At 57.7% G+C, this 18364-nt stretch carries 15 protein-coding genes and 4 pseudogenes; 10 read left to right on the forward strand and 9 right to left on the reverse strand.

What is annotated here, in order from left to right:
- Positions 1–11 precede the first annotated feature (11 nt).
- Positions 12–2162: a type IV secretory system conjugative DNA transfer family protein gene (locus tag AC07SZ_RS33740; protein WP_494917679.1), complete on the forward strand. Its 2151-nt coding sequence runs from the start codon at positions 12–14 to the stop codon at positions 2160–2162.
- A gap of 204 nt (positions 2163–2366) precedes the next feature.
- Here the strand turns inward: AC07SZ_RS33740 and AC07SZ_RS33745 are convergent.
- Positions 2367–2779, reverse strand: a pseudogene (locus tag AC07SZ_RS33745) (integrase core domain-containing protein); the annotation flags it as partial.
- Between AC07SZ_RS33745 and AC07SZ_RS33750 the strand changes: the two are divergent.
- Together AC07SZ_RS33750 and AC07SZ_RS33755 are read left to right on the forward strand one after the other, a co-directional pair.
- Positions 2769–3431 (forward strand): annotated as a pseudogene (locus AC07SZ_RS33750) (ABC transporter substrate-binding protein); the annotation flags it as partial. The pseudogenes AC07SZ_RS33745 and AC07SZ_RS33750 overlap by 11 nt on opposite strands.
- Positions 3432–3541: 110 nt before the next feature.
- Complete coding sequence (locus AC07SZ_RS33755; RefSeq protein ID WP_494917720.1) at positions 3542–3865, forward strand: undecaprenyl diphosphate synthase family protein; 324 nt, start codon at positions 3542–3544, stop codon at positions 3863–3865.
- Here AC07SZ_RS33755 and AC07SZ_RS33760 read toward each other — a convergent pair.
- The 6 genes from AC07SZ_RS33760 to AC07SZ_RS33785 all read right to left on the reverse strand — a co-directional run bounded on the left by AC07SZ_RS33760 (position 3828) and on the right by AC07SZ_RS33785 (position 10437).
- Entirely contained in the window at positions 3828–4961 is a 1134-nt protein-coding gene (locus AC07SZ_RS33760) for a DUF4432 family protein (protein WP_494917680.1), read from the reverse strand. The genes AC07SZ_RS33755 and AC07SZ_RS33760 overlap by 38 nt on opposite strands.
- 286 nt (positions 4962–5247) lie before the next feature.
- Positions 5248–6549 carry an NAD(P)/FAD-dependent oxidoreductase gene (locus AC07SZ_RS33765; RefSeq protein WP_494917681.1) on the reverse strand — a complete coding sequence of 434 codons (1302 nt, stop codon included), beginning with the start codon at positions 6547–6549 and terminating at the stop codon, positions 5248–5250.
- 58 nt (positions 6550–6607) lie between these two features.
- Positions 6608–7432 carry an ABC transporter permease gene (locus tag AC07SZ_RS33770; protein WP_494917682.1) on the reverse strand — a complete coding sequence of 275 codons (825 nt, stop codon included), beginning with the start codon at positions 7430–7432 and terminating at the stop codon, positions 6608–6610.
- The gene (locus tag AC07SZ_RS33775) at positions 7429–8265 is read right to left on the reverse strand and encodes an ABC transporter permease (RefSeq protein WP_494917683.1); all 837 of its coding nucleotides are present in this window, start codon (positions 8263–8265) and stop codon (positions 7429–7431) included. The genes AC07SZ_RS33770 and AC07SZ_RS33775 overlap by 4 nt, the downstream gene beginning before the upstream one ends.
- Positions 8262–9353, reverse strand: a complete 1092-nt coding sequence (locus tag AC07SZ_RS33780) for an ABC transporter ATP-binding protein (protein ID WP_494917684.1) — start codon at positions 9351–9353, stop codon at positions 8262–8264. The genes AC07SZ_RS33775 and AC07SZ_RS33780 overlap by 4 nt, the downstream gene beginning before the upstream one ends.
- A 61-nt stretch (positions 9354–9414) precedes the next feature.
- Positions 9415–10437 (reverse strand): ABC transporter substrate-binding protein, encoded by a 1023-nt coding sequence (locus AC07SZ_RS33785; RefSeq protein ID WP_494917685.1) that lies wholly within the window; start codon positions 10435–10437, stop codon positions 9415–9417.
- A 620-nt stretch (positions 10438–11057) separates the two neighbouring features.
- Between AC07SZ_RS33785 and AC07SZ_RS33790 the strand changes: the two genes are divergently transcribed.
- From AC07SZ_RS33790 to AC07SZ_RS33810, 5 genes are all read left to right on the forward strand, one after another.
- Complete coding sequence (locus tag AC07SZ_RS33790) at positions 11058–12065, forward strand: LacI family DNA-binding transcriptional regulator (protein WP_494917686.1); 1008 nt, start codon at positions 11058–11060, stop codon at positions 12063–12065.
- Between the two features lie 156 nt (positions 12066–12221).
- Entirely contained in the window at positions 12222–13007 is a 786-nt protein-coding gene (locus tag AC07SZ_RS33795) for an SDR family NAD(P)-dependent oxidoreductase (protein ID WP_494917687.1), read from the forward strand.
- A 193-nt stretch (positions 13008–13200) separates the two neighbouring features.
- Positions 13201–13983, forward strand: coding sequence for a cyclase family protein (locus tag AC07SZ_RS33800; RefSeq protein WP_494917688.1), 783 nt, complete (start codon positions 13201–13203; stop codon positions 13981–13983).
- 43 nt (positions 13984–14026) lie between these two features.
- Positions 14027–15172: a DSD1 family PLP-dependent enzyme gene (locus AC07SZ_RS33805; RefSeq protein ID WP_494917689.1), complete on the forward strand. Its 1146-nt coding sequence runs from the start codon at positions 14027–14029 to the stop codon at positions 15170–15172.
- A 334-nt stretch (positions 15173–15506) separates the two neighbouring features.
- Positions 15507–15857, forward strand: a complete 351-nt coding sequence (locus tag AC07SZ_RS33810) for a cupin domain-containing protein (RefSeq protein ID WP_494917690.1) — start codon at positions 15507–15509, stop codon at positions 15855–15857.
- A gap of 27 nt (positions 15858–15884) precedes the next feature.
- On the opposite strand, the pseudogene AC07SZ_RS33815 reads toward AC07SZ_RS33810, so the two are convergent.
- Positions 15885–16235 (reverse strand): annotated as a pseudogene (locus AC07SZ_RS33815) (transposase); the annotation flags it as partial.
- Positions 16236–16353: 118 nt separating this feature from the next.
- Positions 16354–17095: pseudogene (istB, locus tag AC07SZ_RS33820) on the reverse strand (IS21-like element helper ATPase IstB).
- A 45-nt stretch (positions 17096–17140) separates the two neighbouring features.
- Between istB and AC07SZ_RS33825 the strand changes: the two are divergent.
- Positions 17141–17296: a hypothetical protein gene (locus AC07SZ_RS33825; RefSeq protein ID WP_494917691.1), complete on the forward strand. Its 156-nt coding sequence runs from the start codon at positions 17141–17143 to the stop codon at positions 17294–17296.
- Positions 17297–17930: 634 nt separating this feature from the next.
- Positions 17931–18344, forward strand: coding sequence for a cupin domain-containing protein (locus AC07SZ_RS33830; RefSeq protein ID WP_494917692.1), 414 nt, complete (start codon positions 17931–17933; stop codon positions 18342–18344).
- The last annotated feature ends 20 nt before the right edge of the window (positions 18345–18364 follow it).

Below are 18364 nucleotides of genomic sequence, written 5' to 3' on the forward strand. Positions count from 1 at the left end.
GAGGCCCATCCATGCAGAAAATCGCAACAGCAATTTTCATGGTGCTCATGGCGATGGCCCTGGGCGCCCTGGTCTTCACCGTCGCCTATGCCGCGACGGATTGGTACCGGACTGGCTCCCACGTCCTGTTCGACCAGCTGAACGCCCATCCGTTGCCGGTCGTTCGTCAGGCCTGGGCGGACACGATGGCGAGGAATTTTGGCCGGATACAATACGCCGTTGCGGCAGGAGCATTGGGGTTTCTCTTGCCACTAGTCAGCCTGTTTCTCATGCGTCCGAGAAAGCGCCATGACTCTCGCTTCATGACGATGAGCGACGTATCGAAAACCGGCCTGACGAAAGTGGGCGGCGTCTTCGTCGGTCGAGCTGGCGGCAGGCTTGCCGAAATTCTGTCGCCCGGCCGCGATCAGCGCACCGGCAAGATCCGCTTGACGCAGCGCAAGCTGATCGGCGGCAAGAAACTGTGGATTGATGGCGATGATGTCGGCGGCTTCGTCATAGGGCCGCCGCGCTCCGGTAAAGGCACGTCTCTCATCATACCGAACGCCTTGACCTGGCCGCATTCGCTCGTGGTTCTCGACCTGCGCGGCGAGACCTATGCGGCGACCGCAGGCTACCGCTCGACCATGAGCCGCGTGGTGCGTTTTGCGCCGGCTGATCCGGACGGCAATACCGCATGCTACAATCCCATGGACTTCATCTCGCTGGATTCGGCCCAGCGCGACATCGACCTTCGCAATATCGCTGCGGCGCTGTTTCCGCGTCCGCCCTCAAATGCAGACCCTTATTGGGTCAACGATGCCCGCCTCCTCTTTACGGGCATCGCGTCCTTCGTCATGGAATCGCCTGCAATCCCAAACGAGAAGAAAACCTTCGCCACAATCCTCGAGATCATGAACGGTGCCGAGCAGCCGCTCCTGGAGTTCATCGGCTCGCTGCGCGAGGAACGCCGCCGCGAATGTTCCCATTTCACGCTGCAAACCCTGTTGCCGTATTTCGAAATGTCTGAGCGGCAGTTTTCCGGAATCTACGCCGGCGTCCGGACCGGCATGGCCCCCTTTCTCAACGAGCGCCTGATGCGAGCTACCTCGCGCAGCACGTTCGATATTCGCAAACTCAAGCGCGACCGGATCTCTCTTTATCTCGACGTACGGCGCGAGCAGATTACGTCGCTTGGACCGTTGTTCAACGTCCTGATCACACAGATGATGAACTTCATGTCGGAAACCATGCCGCAGCCGGGCGAGCATCCGGTGCTTGTGCTGCTCGACGAGTTCCAGAACCTCGGCAAGCTCGAGAACGTGACCGAAATGGCAAGCGTGCTCGGCGGCAACGGCGTTTCGATGTGGTTTTTCGTGCAGTCGCTGAAGGCTGTGGACGAGATCTATCGCCAGGAAGGGCGCAAGACGCTCATTAACGCCGCTCGCGTGCAGATCTTTTTCGGTGCGCAAGACGCTGACGATCTGCGCTACGTTTCCGAGCAGCTCGGCGAAACGTCGGACGTGCAAAAGGACGTGACGCGCACCAAGGCAACGTTGTTCGACACTTATTACACGCGCGCGGAGCACCGCAAGGAAGTGCGGCGGCCCCTGATGCGGCCGGACGAAATCCGTACGCTCGACAAGAACAAGGTCATCATATTGCCGCGCGGCGAACTGCCAATCCTCGGCACGCGCAATTTCTATTTCGCCGACGGCCAGCTCGCCAAACGCGCGTTCATGCCCCTGCCCGCCTCTACCGACGTTTCGCTAACGAAAAGCCCTGCGTCGGACTCCGCTGCGGCGGTTCCATCTCCTGCGCTCCCGACGATTGTCCCGACAGCACCCGCGTACCGCTCAGGCCTCTTGCAGACCCGCCTGCGGCGCGGCGCGACGTTTGCCGCAAAAGCCGGCCGTATAGGTCCACCGCCGGGCCGGCGCGTAATCGCAAAAGAACGGCCCAAAGCAACCGACGCGGCAGCCGTACCGGCTAATGCCGCCATAGACTTTTCCGCTTTGGCGGCCAAAGCGGCGACAACACGCGTAGCGCCCGACAAAGAAGCGGCGGTTGCGGCGATCCTGAACAAGGTGCGGTCTCTCCGCGCCAACGCATCCGACACCGAGACTTTCGATCGAAATTTGAGCATCGTAGAAGATGCTTTGCCCGATCTGGTCGACGGCTAGCCGAAGGCGTTGGGCGTGCCTTGGTTAGGGATGCAGGCCTGCGTGTCATCCAGGCGGCCGACACCAACGGGATTCGTGATGATCGTGCATCCGCTCTCGGCCGAGGCAAAGGCATTTTACGAGCAGGTTTGGAGTCGTCACCGCTCGATCCAATGACGCTGACGGTTACGCACGACCGGGAGAGGAAGGGAAGTGGAGTTGCCCCTATTTGACCGGACAGTCGGCTATTGAGTTTGTGCTCGGATGAACTCCCTTGGGGAGCGCATTCTGAGCCCTGAATGAGGATGGTTTTCGTTGTAATCCTCGAACCATCCGGCGATTTTGCCGAGTGCGGTGACCGCATCCGGCAAAGGATTGACGCGAGCATAGTCGCGTTTGAAGGTTTTGACAAAGCTCTCGGATATGCCGTTCGACTCCGGGCTCTGGACCGGCGTGAAGCAGGCAATGAGATTGAGCGCGGTGGCGAAGTCACGCGTCTCCTTGGCGGTGTAGGCACTGCCATTGTCCGTCAGCCATTCGAGCGGCGCCGGCGACTGGAGGGCGCCGAACCTGCTCTCGACAGCTTCCAGCATCATGTCCCGGATCATGCTACCGCTGATTCCCGTGCTGAAACTCGCCATGGACCGCGACGAGATGCTGGAGAAGATCCAGCGCGGTTATGGTTCGGTCGGCAACGACTTCCCGATCAACGAGGCTTATCCGCTGTTTTCCGCCGATATCGAGCAGCGCAAGTTCGATCCGGACAAGGCCGCGGCGGCCTACAAGAAATCCGGCCACAGCGGCTCGATCGTGCTGCGCACCTCGGACGTCGCCATCCCGGGCGCAGTCGAGGCCGCACAGCTGTATCAGCAGAGCGCCGCCAAGGCCGGCATCAAGATCGAGATCAAGCGCGAGCCCGGCGACGGCTACTGATCGGAAGTCTGGAACAAGCAGCCCTTCTCGCTCTCCAACTGGAGCGGACGCGCCACGCAGGATCAGATGTATTCGACGGCCTATCTTTCCACGGCCGACTGGAACGACACGCGGTTCAAGCAATCGGCGTTCGACAAGATGCTGTTGGCCACGCGCAGCGAACTCGACCAGGACAAGCGCAAGGCGATCTATCGCGACATGGCGGTGATGATGCGCGATGAAGGCGGGCTGATCGTGCCCTTCTTCAACCAGTTCATCGACGCCGCAGCCACCAACAAGATCGGCGGCTACATCAAGAACCCGAATGACGAGATGATGAACGGCTATGCGCTAGCCGAGTGTTGGCTCACAGCCTGACGTGCGCCAGCTCAGGATAGATGATGCACTGCCTTCCAGGTGTCGTTTTCAAGAAGGTTGTTCATCTTTTGCTGGAGGCTGTTGATTCCGGCGTGAGGTCGATTTCGGCTATGGTAAGTGGCAACTCGGCATCGCATAGAATCAGGCTGGTTCTCTGCGCCTGCGGGCAGGAGCCAGCACATGTCGATGTGGAGCGGAAAACCGGCTGTTCTACGCAACAGGCTTACGAGGAAGGACGCCGAGATTTTGAACACATACTTATTCGATGCGCCGACCTTGGCATACTTTTCCTTACCTGCTTTGCGTTCTTTACCGAGAATTGGACACGCCCAGCCGAAGAATTGCACGGTGTCCGTCATCGATTTTCCAAAGTGAGGTGTGCGATGCTCCTGTTCCTCAAGCACGAGGGCCTGTGCTGGTTCTTATCCTGGTAATCCTCTGTTCCTGGCCGGCTGCGGTCTCGGCATCCATTACGCCGAACCGGATAGCGCAGCGGAATATCTCGCCGGGGGGAAGTTCCAGCAGACGCCCTTTAGCCTTGGCCGCACAATAGCCGTCCGCTTCGGCCGTAGCCGGCAAGACCAGCCCAAGCGCATCCTGGTCCGGGCCGCGCGTAATCCAACGCACCGCGAAGCCGAGTTCGCCGGGGCGGTGGCTGACGAAGTCCGCCGTCCGGTCGGGATGGATCTGAAGCGCGTGAGCCCAACCTTCTGGGTCCGACCTCGCCTGCATGGTAAGCACGAGTTCTGGAAGGATCGCTTCGCCTTTGACAAAGATGCGATGGCGCGCCGGATCAGCAATGACAGCGTCGCGATAGCGGCGGTTGTCGGCGCTTGGGCTGAAAAAAAATGCTGGCAGCACTTGTCGAACGGCGATGTCTCGCCGGTCGTCGGCCACCGTGTCGACAAGGCGCCCACCGTCCACCGGACGGAAATTGATGTGCCCGAGATACATCAGTTGCATCGGCGAGCGTTTCAGGTTTTCGATGGCCATATCCACAGCAACGCTCGTACCGTCGCGCTGCAAGCGCACGGTGGGCCGCGCTACATAATCATGGCTGAAGGCGACGGTATGCCGGCTGCGCCCGGTCAAGGCCATGAACGGCCCTTCCGCATTGTCGCCGGCGATGAGCTGGATATCGTCATAAGGCGCGTTGGGCAATTCGCCATGCAGGGGATGGGTGTCTTCGGGTCCGGGATTGCCCATGGCCGTGGCGCCGCAATGGATGAAGAAGGCGCCGTAATTGGCAAGATAATCGCGGGTCGCGACCGGCGCGTCGAACATCGAGCACATGGTCAGCCTGCGGCCAAGGAAGGCCGCATCCCAGATCTGCTGGCCCTGGAACGGCAGCAGCGTAATTTCGCCCTGGTCGTTGGCGATGCGAAGGCCGGCGACACCAGTCCGGTAGCGAAACGCGGTGGCAACCAGACCGCCGTAGCGGGCAACGACCGCTTCCGAGCTACTGAACTGTTGCGGCACAAGATCGATGAAAACCTGTTCAACGGGCATGGCGAGCGCCTTTTCTGTCAAAATGAGTGGATCATTGATTGCGTGACGAGCGTGCCATAACGTCCAGCCCTACGAACGTTGTGTGTTCCAGGACGGGCTGGGCCGTCGATGATCCCCGTGTAGATGGATTTCTTCGCTTTGGCGGAGTTTCGAACATCTATATGCAAGTCACGACATCATCGCACCGGACAAGACAACGGAATCGTTTTATCTTTTTGTCTTTGCATCGGATTTATCCGAAACCGCTTGGCGCTTTTCGGGCAGTTGCTCTAGCTCTCGAAGGAGACGCCGTGGGTCAACCGCATCGTCAACTCAGAAACCGGTCTTTGAACTTATAGTACCCAAGTGTCGGAGCGAGAAACCACGGTTTCCCGGTATAAAAGGGCCGCGTCTGGAACTTATGATCCTGGAATACGCTGCGCCCCTCCGGGCGTTTTAGGATCAGGTTCGCAACCTTGTGGCCGAGATAGGTGCTTAACGGAACGCCGTTGCCGCAATAGCCCATCGCATAATGGATGCCATCCTGAACGCCCATATGCGGAAGGGAATCGAAGGTAAAGGCGACAAATCCGAGCCAGGAATGAGTGACCTTCGTGGCTCGCAATTCGGGGAACACCCGCGTCATAGCGGCATGCAGGCGCGGTGCACTAAGGCGCGAATCTGTTTCGGTGAGCGCGACCCGCCCCCCAAAAAGGATACGTTTTCCGTCCGGCGACCGCCGATAGTAGTAAACGACTTTGCGGGTCTCGTTCATCTGGTACCCTTTCGGACACAGACGTTCCATCAGGGCGGCGGGCAATTCCTCTGTGGCAATGATGTAGCTGCCGATGGGAATAATGCGTCGCCGCCACCATGGCGTCGCAGTTCCGGTATAGCCATTGGTCGCGAGCACGACGTCACGGGCGATTATGGGACCGCCAGGTGTCGTCACCCGGAATTGCCCGGCTGAGCCCTCAATCGCCAGCGCAGGCTGGTGCCCGTATATTCGTGCCCCCGCAGCGGTCGCGCGATCCATCAAACCCATGTGGTAGAGCTTCGGGTCGAAACCGCCACAGTTCGGGTAAATCAGTGCTCCGTGAAACGCATCGGTCCCGAGTTCATTTCGAACCTTGCCCGGCTCCACCAAACGCACCTCCTCCAACTCTGGGGGCTCGCTGTCGACAAGCGCGCGCAGCTTGTCGAACGATCGCGGCGTATGAGCCCCGACGAAATGGCCGCTACGCACGAAGCCGCATTCGATGTTCTCTTCGGCGATGAGATCGGTCAAGAACCGATAGGCGTCATGCCCTTCCTTCTTCAATGCATAGGCCGGATCTTTGCCGAAGCGGGTGACAAGATCCCGGTACGGGTTACGGATTCCGGGGCCAAGATGACCGCCGTTTCGAGTGCTGCAGCCGAAACCGGGCCGGTCCGCCTCCAGAACCACGACATCGCGGCCGGCACGCGCAAGCGTCATCGCAGCGGAGACCCCTGTGAATCCGGATCCGATGATGACGACATCCGCCTTGCCGGGTGGCGATGTTGGGTCAGCTTCGTCTTCCGGCCGATCCCGCCCATCCCACCAATAGGGAATGGTCTTGAAGTCATCGGCAAATATACCGTTCGACATTGTGCACTGCCTTCGATTCTATGGAGATGAAGATGCCTACTCTGGCGGAGTGTGCCGCTCAGCTTTCCTGGCTTCCTTTGGACGTCCGGACGTTGAAAGCCATGAACGCGGTAACAGCCAGCACCGAAGTGACGATGAGTATCGTCGAGATTGCCGCGATCGTCGGATCTACCTGATCGCGCAGGGCAAGAAACATCTTGCGCGTCAGCACCGTGTTCTCCCCACCCGCGATGAACAAGCCGATGACGACCTCGTCAAGAGACGTGATGAACGCGAAGACTGCAGCGGCGACCAGCGAAAGGGAGATTTGCGGCAGGATGACATCGGCGATCGCGCGCAGCCTGGACGCGCCCAGGCTGCGCGCCGCGTGCTCTTGATTGACATCAAATCCCTTGAGCCCGGCGGAGATCGTTGTCACGACAAACGGCACGGCAATCGCAACGTGAGCGATAACGATGCCGACAAAAGAATTCACCAGTTTCAAGCGGATGTAGAGGAAGAAAACGCCGATCGCGAGAAGGATCACTGGGACAACCTGAGGCATCAGCAGAAAAGCAAAGGCCGCTTTCGCGATGCGAGAGCTGTTGTTGCGGAGGGCGTAAGCGGCCAGAAAGCCGATCGGGACAGAGATCACGACCGTGCTTGCCGCCGCGAAAAGGGACGTTCTCGCCGCCGCCATCCATTCCTGCGATTGGAAGAATGCTTGGTACCAGCGTACCGACCATACCCGTGGTGGAAATTCGAGGTAGTTCGAATTCGAGAAGCTCATCGGTATCACGATGGCAATCGGCAACAGCAGGAATGCAATCACCAAAAGAGCGACGACGGCAAGCCAGTGGCGGCCGACACATGCACCAAGCCGGACCCAAAATGCCTGTTTCATTGGCTGATCAACCTCGTGCCCAGTCTTCCTGCTATGCCCAGCAAAATTGCGACCAGAAGCAGGAGCACAACGCCAAGAGCGCTTGCAGCCCCCCAGTCGCTGTAAGTGGTGATGTTTTCCTGGATCTTGATTGAGATGACAGTAACGTTGCCGCCGCCGAGAAGTTGCGGAGTTACGTAGAAACCGAGGCACAACACGAACGTCAGAAGACTCCCCGCGAAGAGCCCGGGGCCTGTCAGCGGAACGAACACGTGCCAGAACGCCTGCCACCTGCTTGCCCCCACACTTCTGGCGGCCCTGACCATGTCCCCATCGACCTGCTTCATTGCGGCATAAAGCGGAAAAATGAAGAACGGGAGCATGATATGGATCATGCCGATTGATGTTCCCAGAAAGCTGTTGGATAGCCGCAGCGGTTGTCCGATCAGCCCGACCTGCAGCAGCAGATTGTTGATGATACCATTTCGCTGCAGGATCACCATCCAGGCGTAGGTTCGAACGAGAAGTGACGTCCACAAAGGGATGGCAACACATGCGAGAAGCACTATCGAGGCCGTTCGCGATCGTAGGTGAATGAAGTAGGTGGTGGGGTAGCCGACAAGGACCACAACGAGGGTCACAATCAGGCTGAGTTTCAGTGTGCGGAGGATGATTGCCTGGTAGCTCGGGTTTTCAAGCATCCTTTCGTAGTGCACCAGAGACAGTTCCCCCGCGGAAACGAATGAAAGTGCTGCTAGCCAAAAAAAAGGCAGGACCACAATGCAAACGACAAGCATGCTGGGCATGGCAAACAGCCAATGCCTGTGAGATCGCGCTTTCTTCGCACCAATCATACCGCCAGTGTCCTTTTCGCGGTCGTGGACGTCGTTTCCATGAGAACAAGGGTCGTGTCACCCTGATGTAGAGCAAGCCGCATCGGAGCGCCTGCGGATGGCATGGCTTTAAATGTTGCAAACCGGCTGTCGCGCTGGACGACAATGCCGCCACCATCTCTCAAAGTCGCATAGACCATGCTGACGTCGCCCTGATAGACAACTTCGCGCACCGTGGTCTCGAAGTAGAAGTGGCCGGGCTGGCGGTCGGTCTCCGATACAAGATCGAGTTTCTCTGGACGAACGACCAGAGCGGCATCCGGGTGGTCCGCAAGAGGGCCACATGCATTGAGATCAATGTTGCACGCTTCGGCGTGGGCTACCGGGATGAGAAACGAGTTTCCGATAAAATCTGCAACGAAGGCAGTGGCGGGGCGCTCGTAGGTTTCCTGTGGTGAAGCGATCTGGACGATTTTTCCACGGTTCATCACGGCGATCCTGTCGGAGAGCGTCAAGGCTTCCTTCTGATCGTGAGTCACATAGATGATCGTGCTTCCCAGGCGGTTGTGAAGGTGCTTCAATTCGATCTGCAACTCGTCACGGAGTTTCTTGTCGAGGGCGGAGAGCGGCTCATCCATCAGGATTATATCTGGCTCGAAAACAATCGCGCGCGCGACGGCGATTCGTTGACGTTGTCCGCCCGACAACTGATCGATCCGACGGTTTTCAAAGCCCGCCATCTGTACCGCCGATAGCACCTTACGGCAGCACTCTTCCCTTTCAGCGCGTCCGACCCGGCGCAGCTTTAGAGGATAGGCAATGTTCTGCCCGACTGTCATATGCGGAAACAATGCGTAGTTCTGAAACACCATGCCAATGTTGCGCCGATTTGGCTCAACGCCGATCACTTCCTGTCCGTTGATCCGGATGCTGCCAGCGTCGGGGGCGGCAAATCCTGCCAAGCTCATCAAAAGCGTCGTTTTGCCGGAACCCGACGGCCCCAGAAGCGTGACAAACTCGCCAGCCTTGACGTCGAGGGAGACATGGTCCAGCGCTAAGAATGTTCCGTATGCTTTCAAAAGATTGCTTATGCTGACTGCTGCGGCCATCCGGCATCTCCTGATTCTGCCGGGTCCAAGTTAGACCCGGCCATATCCGCCTCCAGCCCGATTATTGCTGCTTGAAGTTCTGCCAGCGCTCAATCATTTCGGCGCCGTGCTCTCCCCACCATTTGTCGCTGATGATGATCTGCTTTGCGGCATTCTGCGGTGAAGAGTTGACGCGGGTACGATCTGCATCGTCGAGAATTCCGGTCTCAAACGCCTTTGTGTTGGTTGGACCGTAATCGATATGCTTCGCGAAGTTAGCCTGTTGGTTGGGCGACATGAACAAGGCTAGAGCCTTCATGGCAAGTTGCTTGTGCGGCGCTCCCTTGGGAATGAGGAAGCAATCGGCCATCATTAAACCCTGATTGTAGGTAAAGTCCGCTGCGGCGCCATCGCGAACGGCCGCCGCCAGCCGGCCGTTCCATATCTCGATGAAATCGGCTTCTCCGTCCTTGATGATTTGCGCAGACTGGGCGCCAGAGCCCCACCAGATGCCGACTAGTGGCTTCAACTCGGCGAGTTTCTTGAAAGCGCGGTCCGCATCGATCGGATAGATATTGGCGGGATCGACTCCATCCGCCAGCAGGGCGATTTCCAGATTGCCGCGCGGATGGTCATAGACGGCTCTTGTGCCAGGAAATTTTTTACCGTCGAAGAAATCAGCCCATGTCTGGGGTTTTGTCCCGTCCGTCGCGACGGTTTTGGTGTTCCAAGCCATCACTGTTGAATAGTAGAATTGGCCGATCCAGTCCTTATTGACCATGGATGGGTCGATACCATCAGCCTTGATGACGGTGTAGTCGAGAGGTTCGAGGAGGCCCTGCTTGCTTCCGAGCGAGCACTCCTCGGCCGATAGATCCACGATATCCCAGGAAACCGATCCGCTTTCGACCTGAACACGGACATCCTGCAGTCCGGTTGCGGTCGATTCCTTGATCTTGATATTCAGCGCTTTTTCCGTCGGTTCGAAAAACGCCTTACGCTGTGCGTCCTGCAGCGCGCCGCCGCCCGATGCAACAACAATTTCATCGGCGAAAGCGGTGGTGCTGATAAGGGCCAATGCCACCACGAGTAAGTGAGATTTCATGTCATACCTCCTTTGTTTTGTTGGGCACACATGACCCGGAAAACTGGCTCCTGTTTTCCGGGTCATGTGCGCATCGAGATGCTTCCGTGATCGTCGCATGCGACGCGGCCTATCAACACCGTGACTTTCGAGCGTCGTTCGATTGTAGGCGGATTTCAAGGCAGGCACGCGGTTAAGCCAAACAGGACAGTAATCGATTACAGTAATCGATTACATATTGAACCGTCTTTGCCGTCAAGCTATTTTTTGGGTTAATGCTTCTGCCGTCATTGCGTGACTGTCGTGATGGCCGAGGCGCCGTGCGTCTGGGGCGGCGCATCCGCTCGGCTGTCGGCTACGGGGGATGACCGCGCGTGAAAATCGGAGCGGTTCCACGTGTGTAGCCTATCGCGAAAAACGCGCGATACTGTAGTCGGAGACGCGTGCATCTGTTAGTGGGAAGATAAAATGAACCCTCGTAATTCTGTCGTCGCGCTCGACATTCCCGTTTCGCGGCGCCAATCCGGCGCAGGATCCGCCATATGGCGGGCCATTGCCATCCGTCACGGATATCTATGACCAAGAGAGAGCCTAGGCGGGAGGCTGACGACCCGAAGGTGAATCTTCGCAAGCGCCCAACCATGGACGACGTCGCACGCGCGGCGGGTGTTTCCAAAGCCACGATCTCGCGCGTGCTTTCGGGGATCGAGGGTGGGTGCTCGCCCGCTACGGCCGCCCATGTGCGTGAGACGGCCGCCCGTCTCGGCTATGTCGTCAATTCCGTGGCAGCCAGCTTGCGCAGTCGCAAGACCTACACCATTGGCCTGGTGATTGCCGACGTTTCGAACCCCTTCTTCGGCGGTATCGCCAGCGGCGTCGAGGCAAGTCTCGCCGATGCTGGCTACAGCGTTATCCTAGCCAACTCGGGCAATGCGGCAGACCAGGAACGTGCCCTCGTGCGGCTACTGGTAGAGAAGCAGATCGACGGGATTATCCTCGCGACCTCGGCTTCCTCGGGAGAGCATATTCTGGCCGCGCAGGAGCAGGGTGTGCCGGTAGTGCTTGTCGATTCAGAAGTTCCTGGCCTGGAGCTCGATTGCATCACCATCGACAACCGTCAGGCGGCTATGACGGCGACCCAGCATCTGATCGAGCACGGCCACCGCCGCATCGCGGTAATCACCGGGCCGTTAAAGGCTGCCTTCGACCGGCAGAGGCTGGAGGGCTACAAGATGGCGTTGGCCGGGGCGGGCATTGCGGTCAACGAGCGCTACATCCTGCGCGAGGATCTGTTGTCGCGAGGCGGCGAGAAAGCCATCGAGAAACTCATCCAGATCGAGAACCGTCCAACTGGGCTTTTCGTCTTCAACAACATGATGACCCTCGGTGCAATGATAGGCCTCCAGAGGGCCGGCCTGAATGTGCCCCAGCATGTATCTCTAGTCGCCTTCGACGATCAGGACTGGTACTCTGTCTCCAATCCACCCATCACGGGAATGGTCAATCCAGCCTACGAAATGGGGAAAAGGGCCGGAGCACGGATACTCCTCCGCATCCGGCCCAATAGCGTCGATATCCCCACCCAAAACATTATCCTCGAGTCGAACCTCATTATACGACAGAGCACCGCGCAACCCGGCAGCGGCTAGAGACCTGCCCCGCTGAAAGTCAGCCTCAAAAATCGAATTTGCCAATCGACGATGTGATTGACATAACGTGCCCAACGAGAGTAATCGATTTATGTAATCGGTTACGTAGTCTATTCGGGCACCCGGCCGTTGCCGAGTTTATGGGGAGATTTACGAATGTCGGGACGCCTAAGTGGAAGAACCGCGGTTTTGATCGGAGCAGCTGTCGGCATCGGGCGTGGTATAGCCAAACGCCTCGTCGAAGACGGCGCTTCGTTGGTGATCGGCGACAGCAACGAAAGCGCGGGCCGCGAACTAATGGACATGCTGGGTCTCGACCGCAATCAGTTGCTTAAGGTCGACGTGTCATTGGAAAGCGATTGCAAGGCGTTGGCCGATCTCGCCATGGCGCGCTTCGGCCGTATCGATATCCTGATCCAGAACGCGGGCGTTTATCCTTTCTCGCTAATCGCCGACACCAGCGTTGAACGATGGGACGCGATCATGGCGGTCAATCTCCGCGGTGCGCTCGTCTCGACGAAAGCCTGCCTGCCATCAATGCAGGCCAACAAGTGGGGGCGCATCGTCTTCACATCATCAATCACAGGACCCCGCGTCGTCAGCCACGGCTTGGGTGCCTATGCAGCAACGAAAGCGGGCATCAACGGATTCATCAAGGTGGCTGCCCTCGAGCTTGCCACGAGCGGCATCACCGTCAACGGAGTCGAGCCTGGCAACATCCTTACCGAAGGCCTGCAGGCGGGCCGCTCGCCTCAGTTCATCGAAAGCATGGAACGTTCCATTCCGATGGGCCGCCTGGGAACACCGGGGGATATCGCTAACGCGGTCTCCTTCCTTGTATCCGACGACGCCTCTTACATCACCGGCACAACGATCGTGGTGGACGGAGGCCAGACACTACCAGAGAACAAGGACTTTATCGACCCATCCACCTGGTATTGACGATGCAAACCGCGGTTGGGATGAAAGTCCAGCCCATGGGATGACATGGCTGACGATTGCCGATGATTCGATCATGGCGCTCACCCCTCGGCCGACGCGGCCTTTGCCTACAGGTTGCCCGTCACTTCACTGAACGGTCCCCGTAGAAAGATGATCGCTGACCCATCCCGCCATCTCAGGAGGACATAACATGATGAGCCAGTCTCTGCACTCGACGGAAGCAGGCCTGTGGCCACTGATCCGCATGTTGAAGGCACATCGATGGGTGGATCTCACGCACAGCTTTTCCCCGCTTACGCCGCACAGTCCAAATTTTTCCTCCGCAGAATTCAAGCAGATCTACGGCTATGACGATCTTATCAATGGATGCCGCGCCGGGTTTTTGTCCCATGAGTACCGGTTTGCAGGCCAATGGGGGACCCATGTGGATCCGCCAGTGCATTTTCGACCCGGGATGCGATGCCAAGACGATATCCCGGTGACGGACATGATCCTGCCGCTCGTCGTGATCGACATCACCGAGCAGACCGCCGCGAACTCAGACTATTGCGTGGGTCTTGCGGATGTCGCGGCCTGGGAAACTCGCAATGGAAAGATCCCAGCGGACTGTTTCGTTGCGCTTCGCAGCGGTTGGTCGAAACGGTGGCCGGATCAAAACCACATGATGAACCGCGATGCCGACGGCATATGCCATTATCCCGGTTGGTCGCTGGAGGTGCTGCGGCTGCTCTACGAAGAGCGAGGCATCATTGCATCCGGTCATGAGACAACGGATACGGATCCCGGTTTCGCCGCTAGCCGCCATGATGGTTCGCTTGAAGACTACCTCCTTTCTCACGATCATTGGCAGATCGAACTGCTAACCAATCTTGATTGTTTGCCCGAGACCGGCAGCATTGTCGTTGCCAGTTGGCCGAAAGCCGAAAAAGGCTCGGGTTTTCCCGCACGCGTCTTTGCCATCGTCTCAGGTGATTGACCGCCGACAGAGAGGGTTTTTTTGGCGAGGACAGGACAGCGCAATGGAAATGTCAGGCGAGTTTGATGTGGGATACGATGTGCCGGCGAAGGTAGGGATGGTCGTCGGCGAAATTCAGACGCCGGCGCTGATCATCGATCTTGATGCCTTTGAACGCAATTGCGGGAGAATGCGCAGGGCGGTTGAGTCGATGGGCGTGCGGCTGCGGGCCCATGCAAAGACCCACAAGTCCGCGGAAATTGCCCTTTACCAGATGCGCGAGGGCGGCGCCTGCGGAGTTTGCTGCCAAAAGGTCTCCGAAGCAGAGGCCCTGGCCCGTGCCGGGGTCAAGGACATCCTGATTTCCAATCAGGTCACCGATCGCGTTAAGATTGACCGGTTGGCCCGGCTGACGCGATTGGCGAGAGTTATCGTTTGCGTCGATAATTTTGACAATATCGCCGCGCTCAACAACGCGGCGGTCCGATACGACACGTCGATCGAGGCTCTGGTCGAGATCGACTGTGGTGCGGGGCGATGCGGCGTCGCGTCTGGGCTTGAAGCGCTAGAACTAGCAAATGCGGTCTCGGCCTGCTCAAATCTCGTTTTTTCCGGGCTCCAAGCCTATCAGGGCAGTGCTCAGCATATCAGCAGCTACAACGAGCGCGGCAGGGCTTCCGCCGAGACTATCCGCATGACTCAAGACGTTGTCTCGCTTCTTAAGGAAGCCGGGTTGAGTTGCGCCATTGTGGGCGGCGCGGGAACGGGCAGCTTTGAATTCGAAGGCGCGTCGGGCGTCTACAACGAACTGCAGTGTGGCTCCTATATATTCATGGATGCCGACTACGGCCGGGTAGTCGACCGTGAAGGGAATGTCGTCGGTGGTTTCGAAAACGCCCTGTTCCTACTGGCTTCGATTATGAGCCGTTCTCAACCTGGCCGGGCCATTTGTGATGCCGGATTGAAGTCGCATGCCGTCGATTCAGGGCTTCCAAATGTTTTCGGACGGGACGACCTAACCTACCTCATGGCCTCCGACGAACATGGAACTCTCGCCGATCCGCACGACTCTCTGTCCATCAATGATCGCCTGCTACTGATCCCCGGGCACTGCGATCCGACGTGCAACATGCATGACTGGTATGTTGGTGTCCGCGGCGGCAGAGTGGAGTGCCTCTGGCCAGTCACGGCGCGCGGGAAGGTTTTCTAGATGTTCGATCGGGGACCAGGCAGGCGCAGATCTGACAGACGGCGCGCAGGAATTCGTCAAGTGAGAACGATGGACTGGTAGTGTTGCTTGTTGCTCTGATGCGAGACCCGAACACAGCTTGGCACCAACGACAAAGTTAGAGGATCGGCAGTGGGTTCACTAGCTCTCAATCATGGTCATGGACCCCTTCCCATAAAACCCTGTCCGTGTCCGAGAAATCGACCCATTGGTACAGGGCCGTTCTATTTATGGAGCGTGTCTTTATATTCCATTGTACAACTGATCTGAACGAAGTGATTCGGACAATTCTATCACAATAGGAAACGGTAAGATCATGTACTTTGGCGGAACTCGCGATGAACTAATTGGAATGGAGACAGGTGTTCTTCGTGCCAAACCTACAAGCCTCACCGGACAGACAGAAGCAAGTAAGATCTTGTGGGAATCCGAAGACAAGAAAATCGAAATAGGCGTTTGGAGTTGCGATCCCGGCCGTTTCACGGCTCGCCGTGAAGAGATAGACGAGTTCTGCGATATACTTTTTGGCTCAGTTACCATCCATCATTCGGACGGTACGGAAACAAAATATGGATCAGGAGATGTCTTCTTGCTCCCGCGTGGCTGGGTTGGAGAGTGGACCGTCCATAAACCAGTCAAGAAGCTATATATTATTCGGAAATTCTAGGCGGCAGTTACGATTTAACTATCTGAGCTAGATAACGATAACTGCGAGTTTGACGAAAGTTGCGAGGAGCTTGTCATAGCGTGTTGCGACACAGCGGAACTGCTTGAGATTGTTGAAGAAGCGCTCGATGATGTTTCGTTCCTTGTAGAGGTGAGTGTTGTCGGGACGCTGGACTTCGCGGTTGCACTTCGGCGGGATGACGATCTCGGGTCCCGTTTCAGCGATCTTTTCGTGCAGATGGTCGGCGTCACCCTGTCGGCGATCGTGGCGCCGGCCTCGAAGTCGTCGACAAGACCATGGGCAAGGGGGATATCGTTGCGTTGTCCGGCTGGCGAGCAGAAGGACCGGATTGCCGAGCGCATCGCCGGCGATGCGTATTCCGATGAAGCCGGCCAGTCATTCCGATTTCATTCCGGCCGGCGTTCCGATTTGAAGGCGGCCATTTCTCGGACTGATCCTGGGTCTCGTTGATGTTTGGATTGGGTTTCGTTTCAGGTCAAGCTTGCGCTGTTTCAGACGCTTTTGGCGAGCGCTGTTTTCGCATGCTTTCACCGGTGAGATCAATGCGATAGGCGTTGTGAACGAGGCGGTACAAAATGGCATCGGCCAGAGTTGGGTTTGCAATGATCTCGTACCAGTGATCCAGGGGCAGCTGACTGGTGACGATTGTTGATCGGCGTTCGTAGCGGTCTTCAATGATCTCAAGCACGGTCATCATTGAGTTTTTCCGGTCCCCAGTCATCGAGAATGAGAAGGTCGGTTTTGGCGAGTTGCTTGAGGATCCGGCCATAACGTCCGTCGCCTCTGGCAAGGGCAAGTGTTGCAAACAGCCGGGGAACGCGGTGATAGACGGAGAAATCCTCTCGGCAAGCTTTGTGGCCAAGCGCACAGGCCAGCCAGCTCTTGCCCACGCCCGCCGGCCCGGTGATGAGAAGACTGTGATGCTTGCGAATCCAGTCGCAGCCGGCAAGCGCCATGAACAGATTGCGGTCGAGACCGCATGCAGCACGAAAGTCGGCATTCTCGATCTGCGCATCATGGCGAAGCTTGGCAGCCCTGGCGCGAGCCTCGAAACGCTTCTGGCGGCGCATGGTCGCCTCGCGTTCGAGCAGCATGGCAAGCCATTCGCCGTGCTCGAGGCCGCGTGCTTCGGATTGTGCGTCGAGCTCCTGGAAAGCGGTGGCCATGTCATAAAGGCCGAGCTCTCGCAGCATGTCGATGGTCGGATGGATAGGCATTGTGTGCCTCCTCAATGATAGTAATCAGGGCCCACGCAGATTGGCGTGATCGACGATGGCGGTCGGTTCGATGGAATGCCTTGCGGCCTTGTGATTGGCGATAAGCGAGGCGATGCTCTTGCAGTTCAGGCCACCGATCTCGACAGCGCGGGCGGATACGGCTTCGGCTCGATTGCGATCGATGTCGCGAAACAGGCGTAGGATGCCCAGACACGGGCTTCTTCGTCGTCCAGCGTCATCAGTTGATGCGCCATCGCAAGGCAACCAGCGGCGCCAGTCCGATCAAGGCGGTAGGCAAGATTGACAGAAGGTCGCCCCGCATGGTGCTTAAGAGGCTGCCGAGCAGCATAAGGTGATGGCCGGAAACCGCTTGTGATGTTCGGCGAGCACTTTCAGCAACGAGATGGCGACGCCCAGCAGCGCCGATCGCGATTTCGACCGCGACCAGAACGAGAACGCGGTCGCCCTGCCGGACGACTGAGCCGGCAAGATAGACACGACCTACCGTCGCCTGACCGCCGAATAACGAAATACCCTGGATCGCGAGCGCTGGCCGCTAACAGCCCGACAACCCTGCAGAGGCTAGCTCTGTCCCTTCGGCAGCGGTGAACATACGTAAAATCATGATTGACACAATACGCTGCCTACCTTAACAGTTGTAAAGAAGGAAGAACATATCGTGAAGTCCGAAGTTGAGCGTCAGTGGGAAGTCATTGGGCAGAATGTCAAGAAACACCGCTTGCGAAGGCGTCTCTCACTTAGGGACTTGGGAGCCCAGTGTGGAGCCAGCGCCAGCTTTCTGAGCCAGCTGGAACGAGGGGCAAGTGGGGCTCATATGTCGACGCTGATGCAGATCGGAGCATCTTTGCAAGTGAGCCTGAGCGAACTGACGATGGAAACCGATGACTCGGAGATCCACGTTGTCCGTGCTCGCGAACGAGGAACGATCAACGACGATCAAGATCATCAAAAGTTCTTGATCACGCGAAAGGCATACGGGTCGTTCGAGGTGTTCATCCACACCATTGATCCGCAGAGTTCGAACGCAACTGAACCCTACACGCACGGCAACGCGCAGGAGTGCATCTACGTTTTGAGCGGTCAGGTTGACGTTCGTGTGAAGTCTCAGTTGGTAAGCCTAAGGCCAGGCGATGCAATGGAGTATCGCTCTAATATGCCTCACCTGGTGATAAATAAAGGCATGGATATCGCAGAAGTGCTGTTCGTTGTTGGTCCCGACGAACCGTAGACCAGAAAGGATCTGGAGGA

The sequence above is a fragment of the Mesorhizobium sp. GW821-FHT07A06 genome (genome assembly GCF_059419085.1).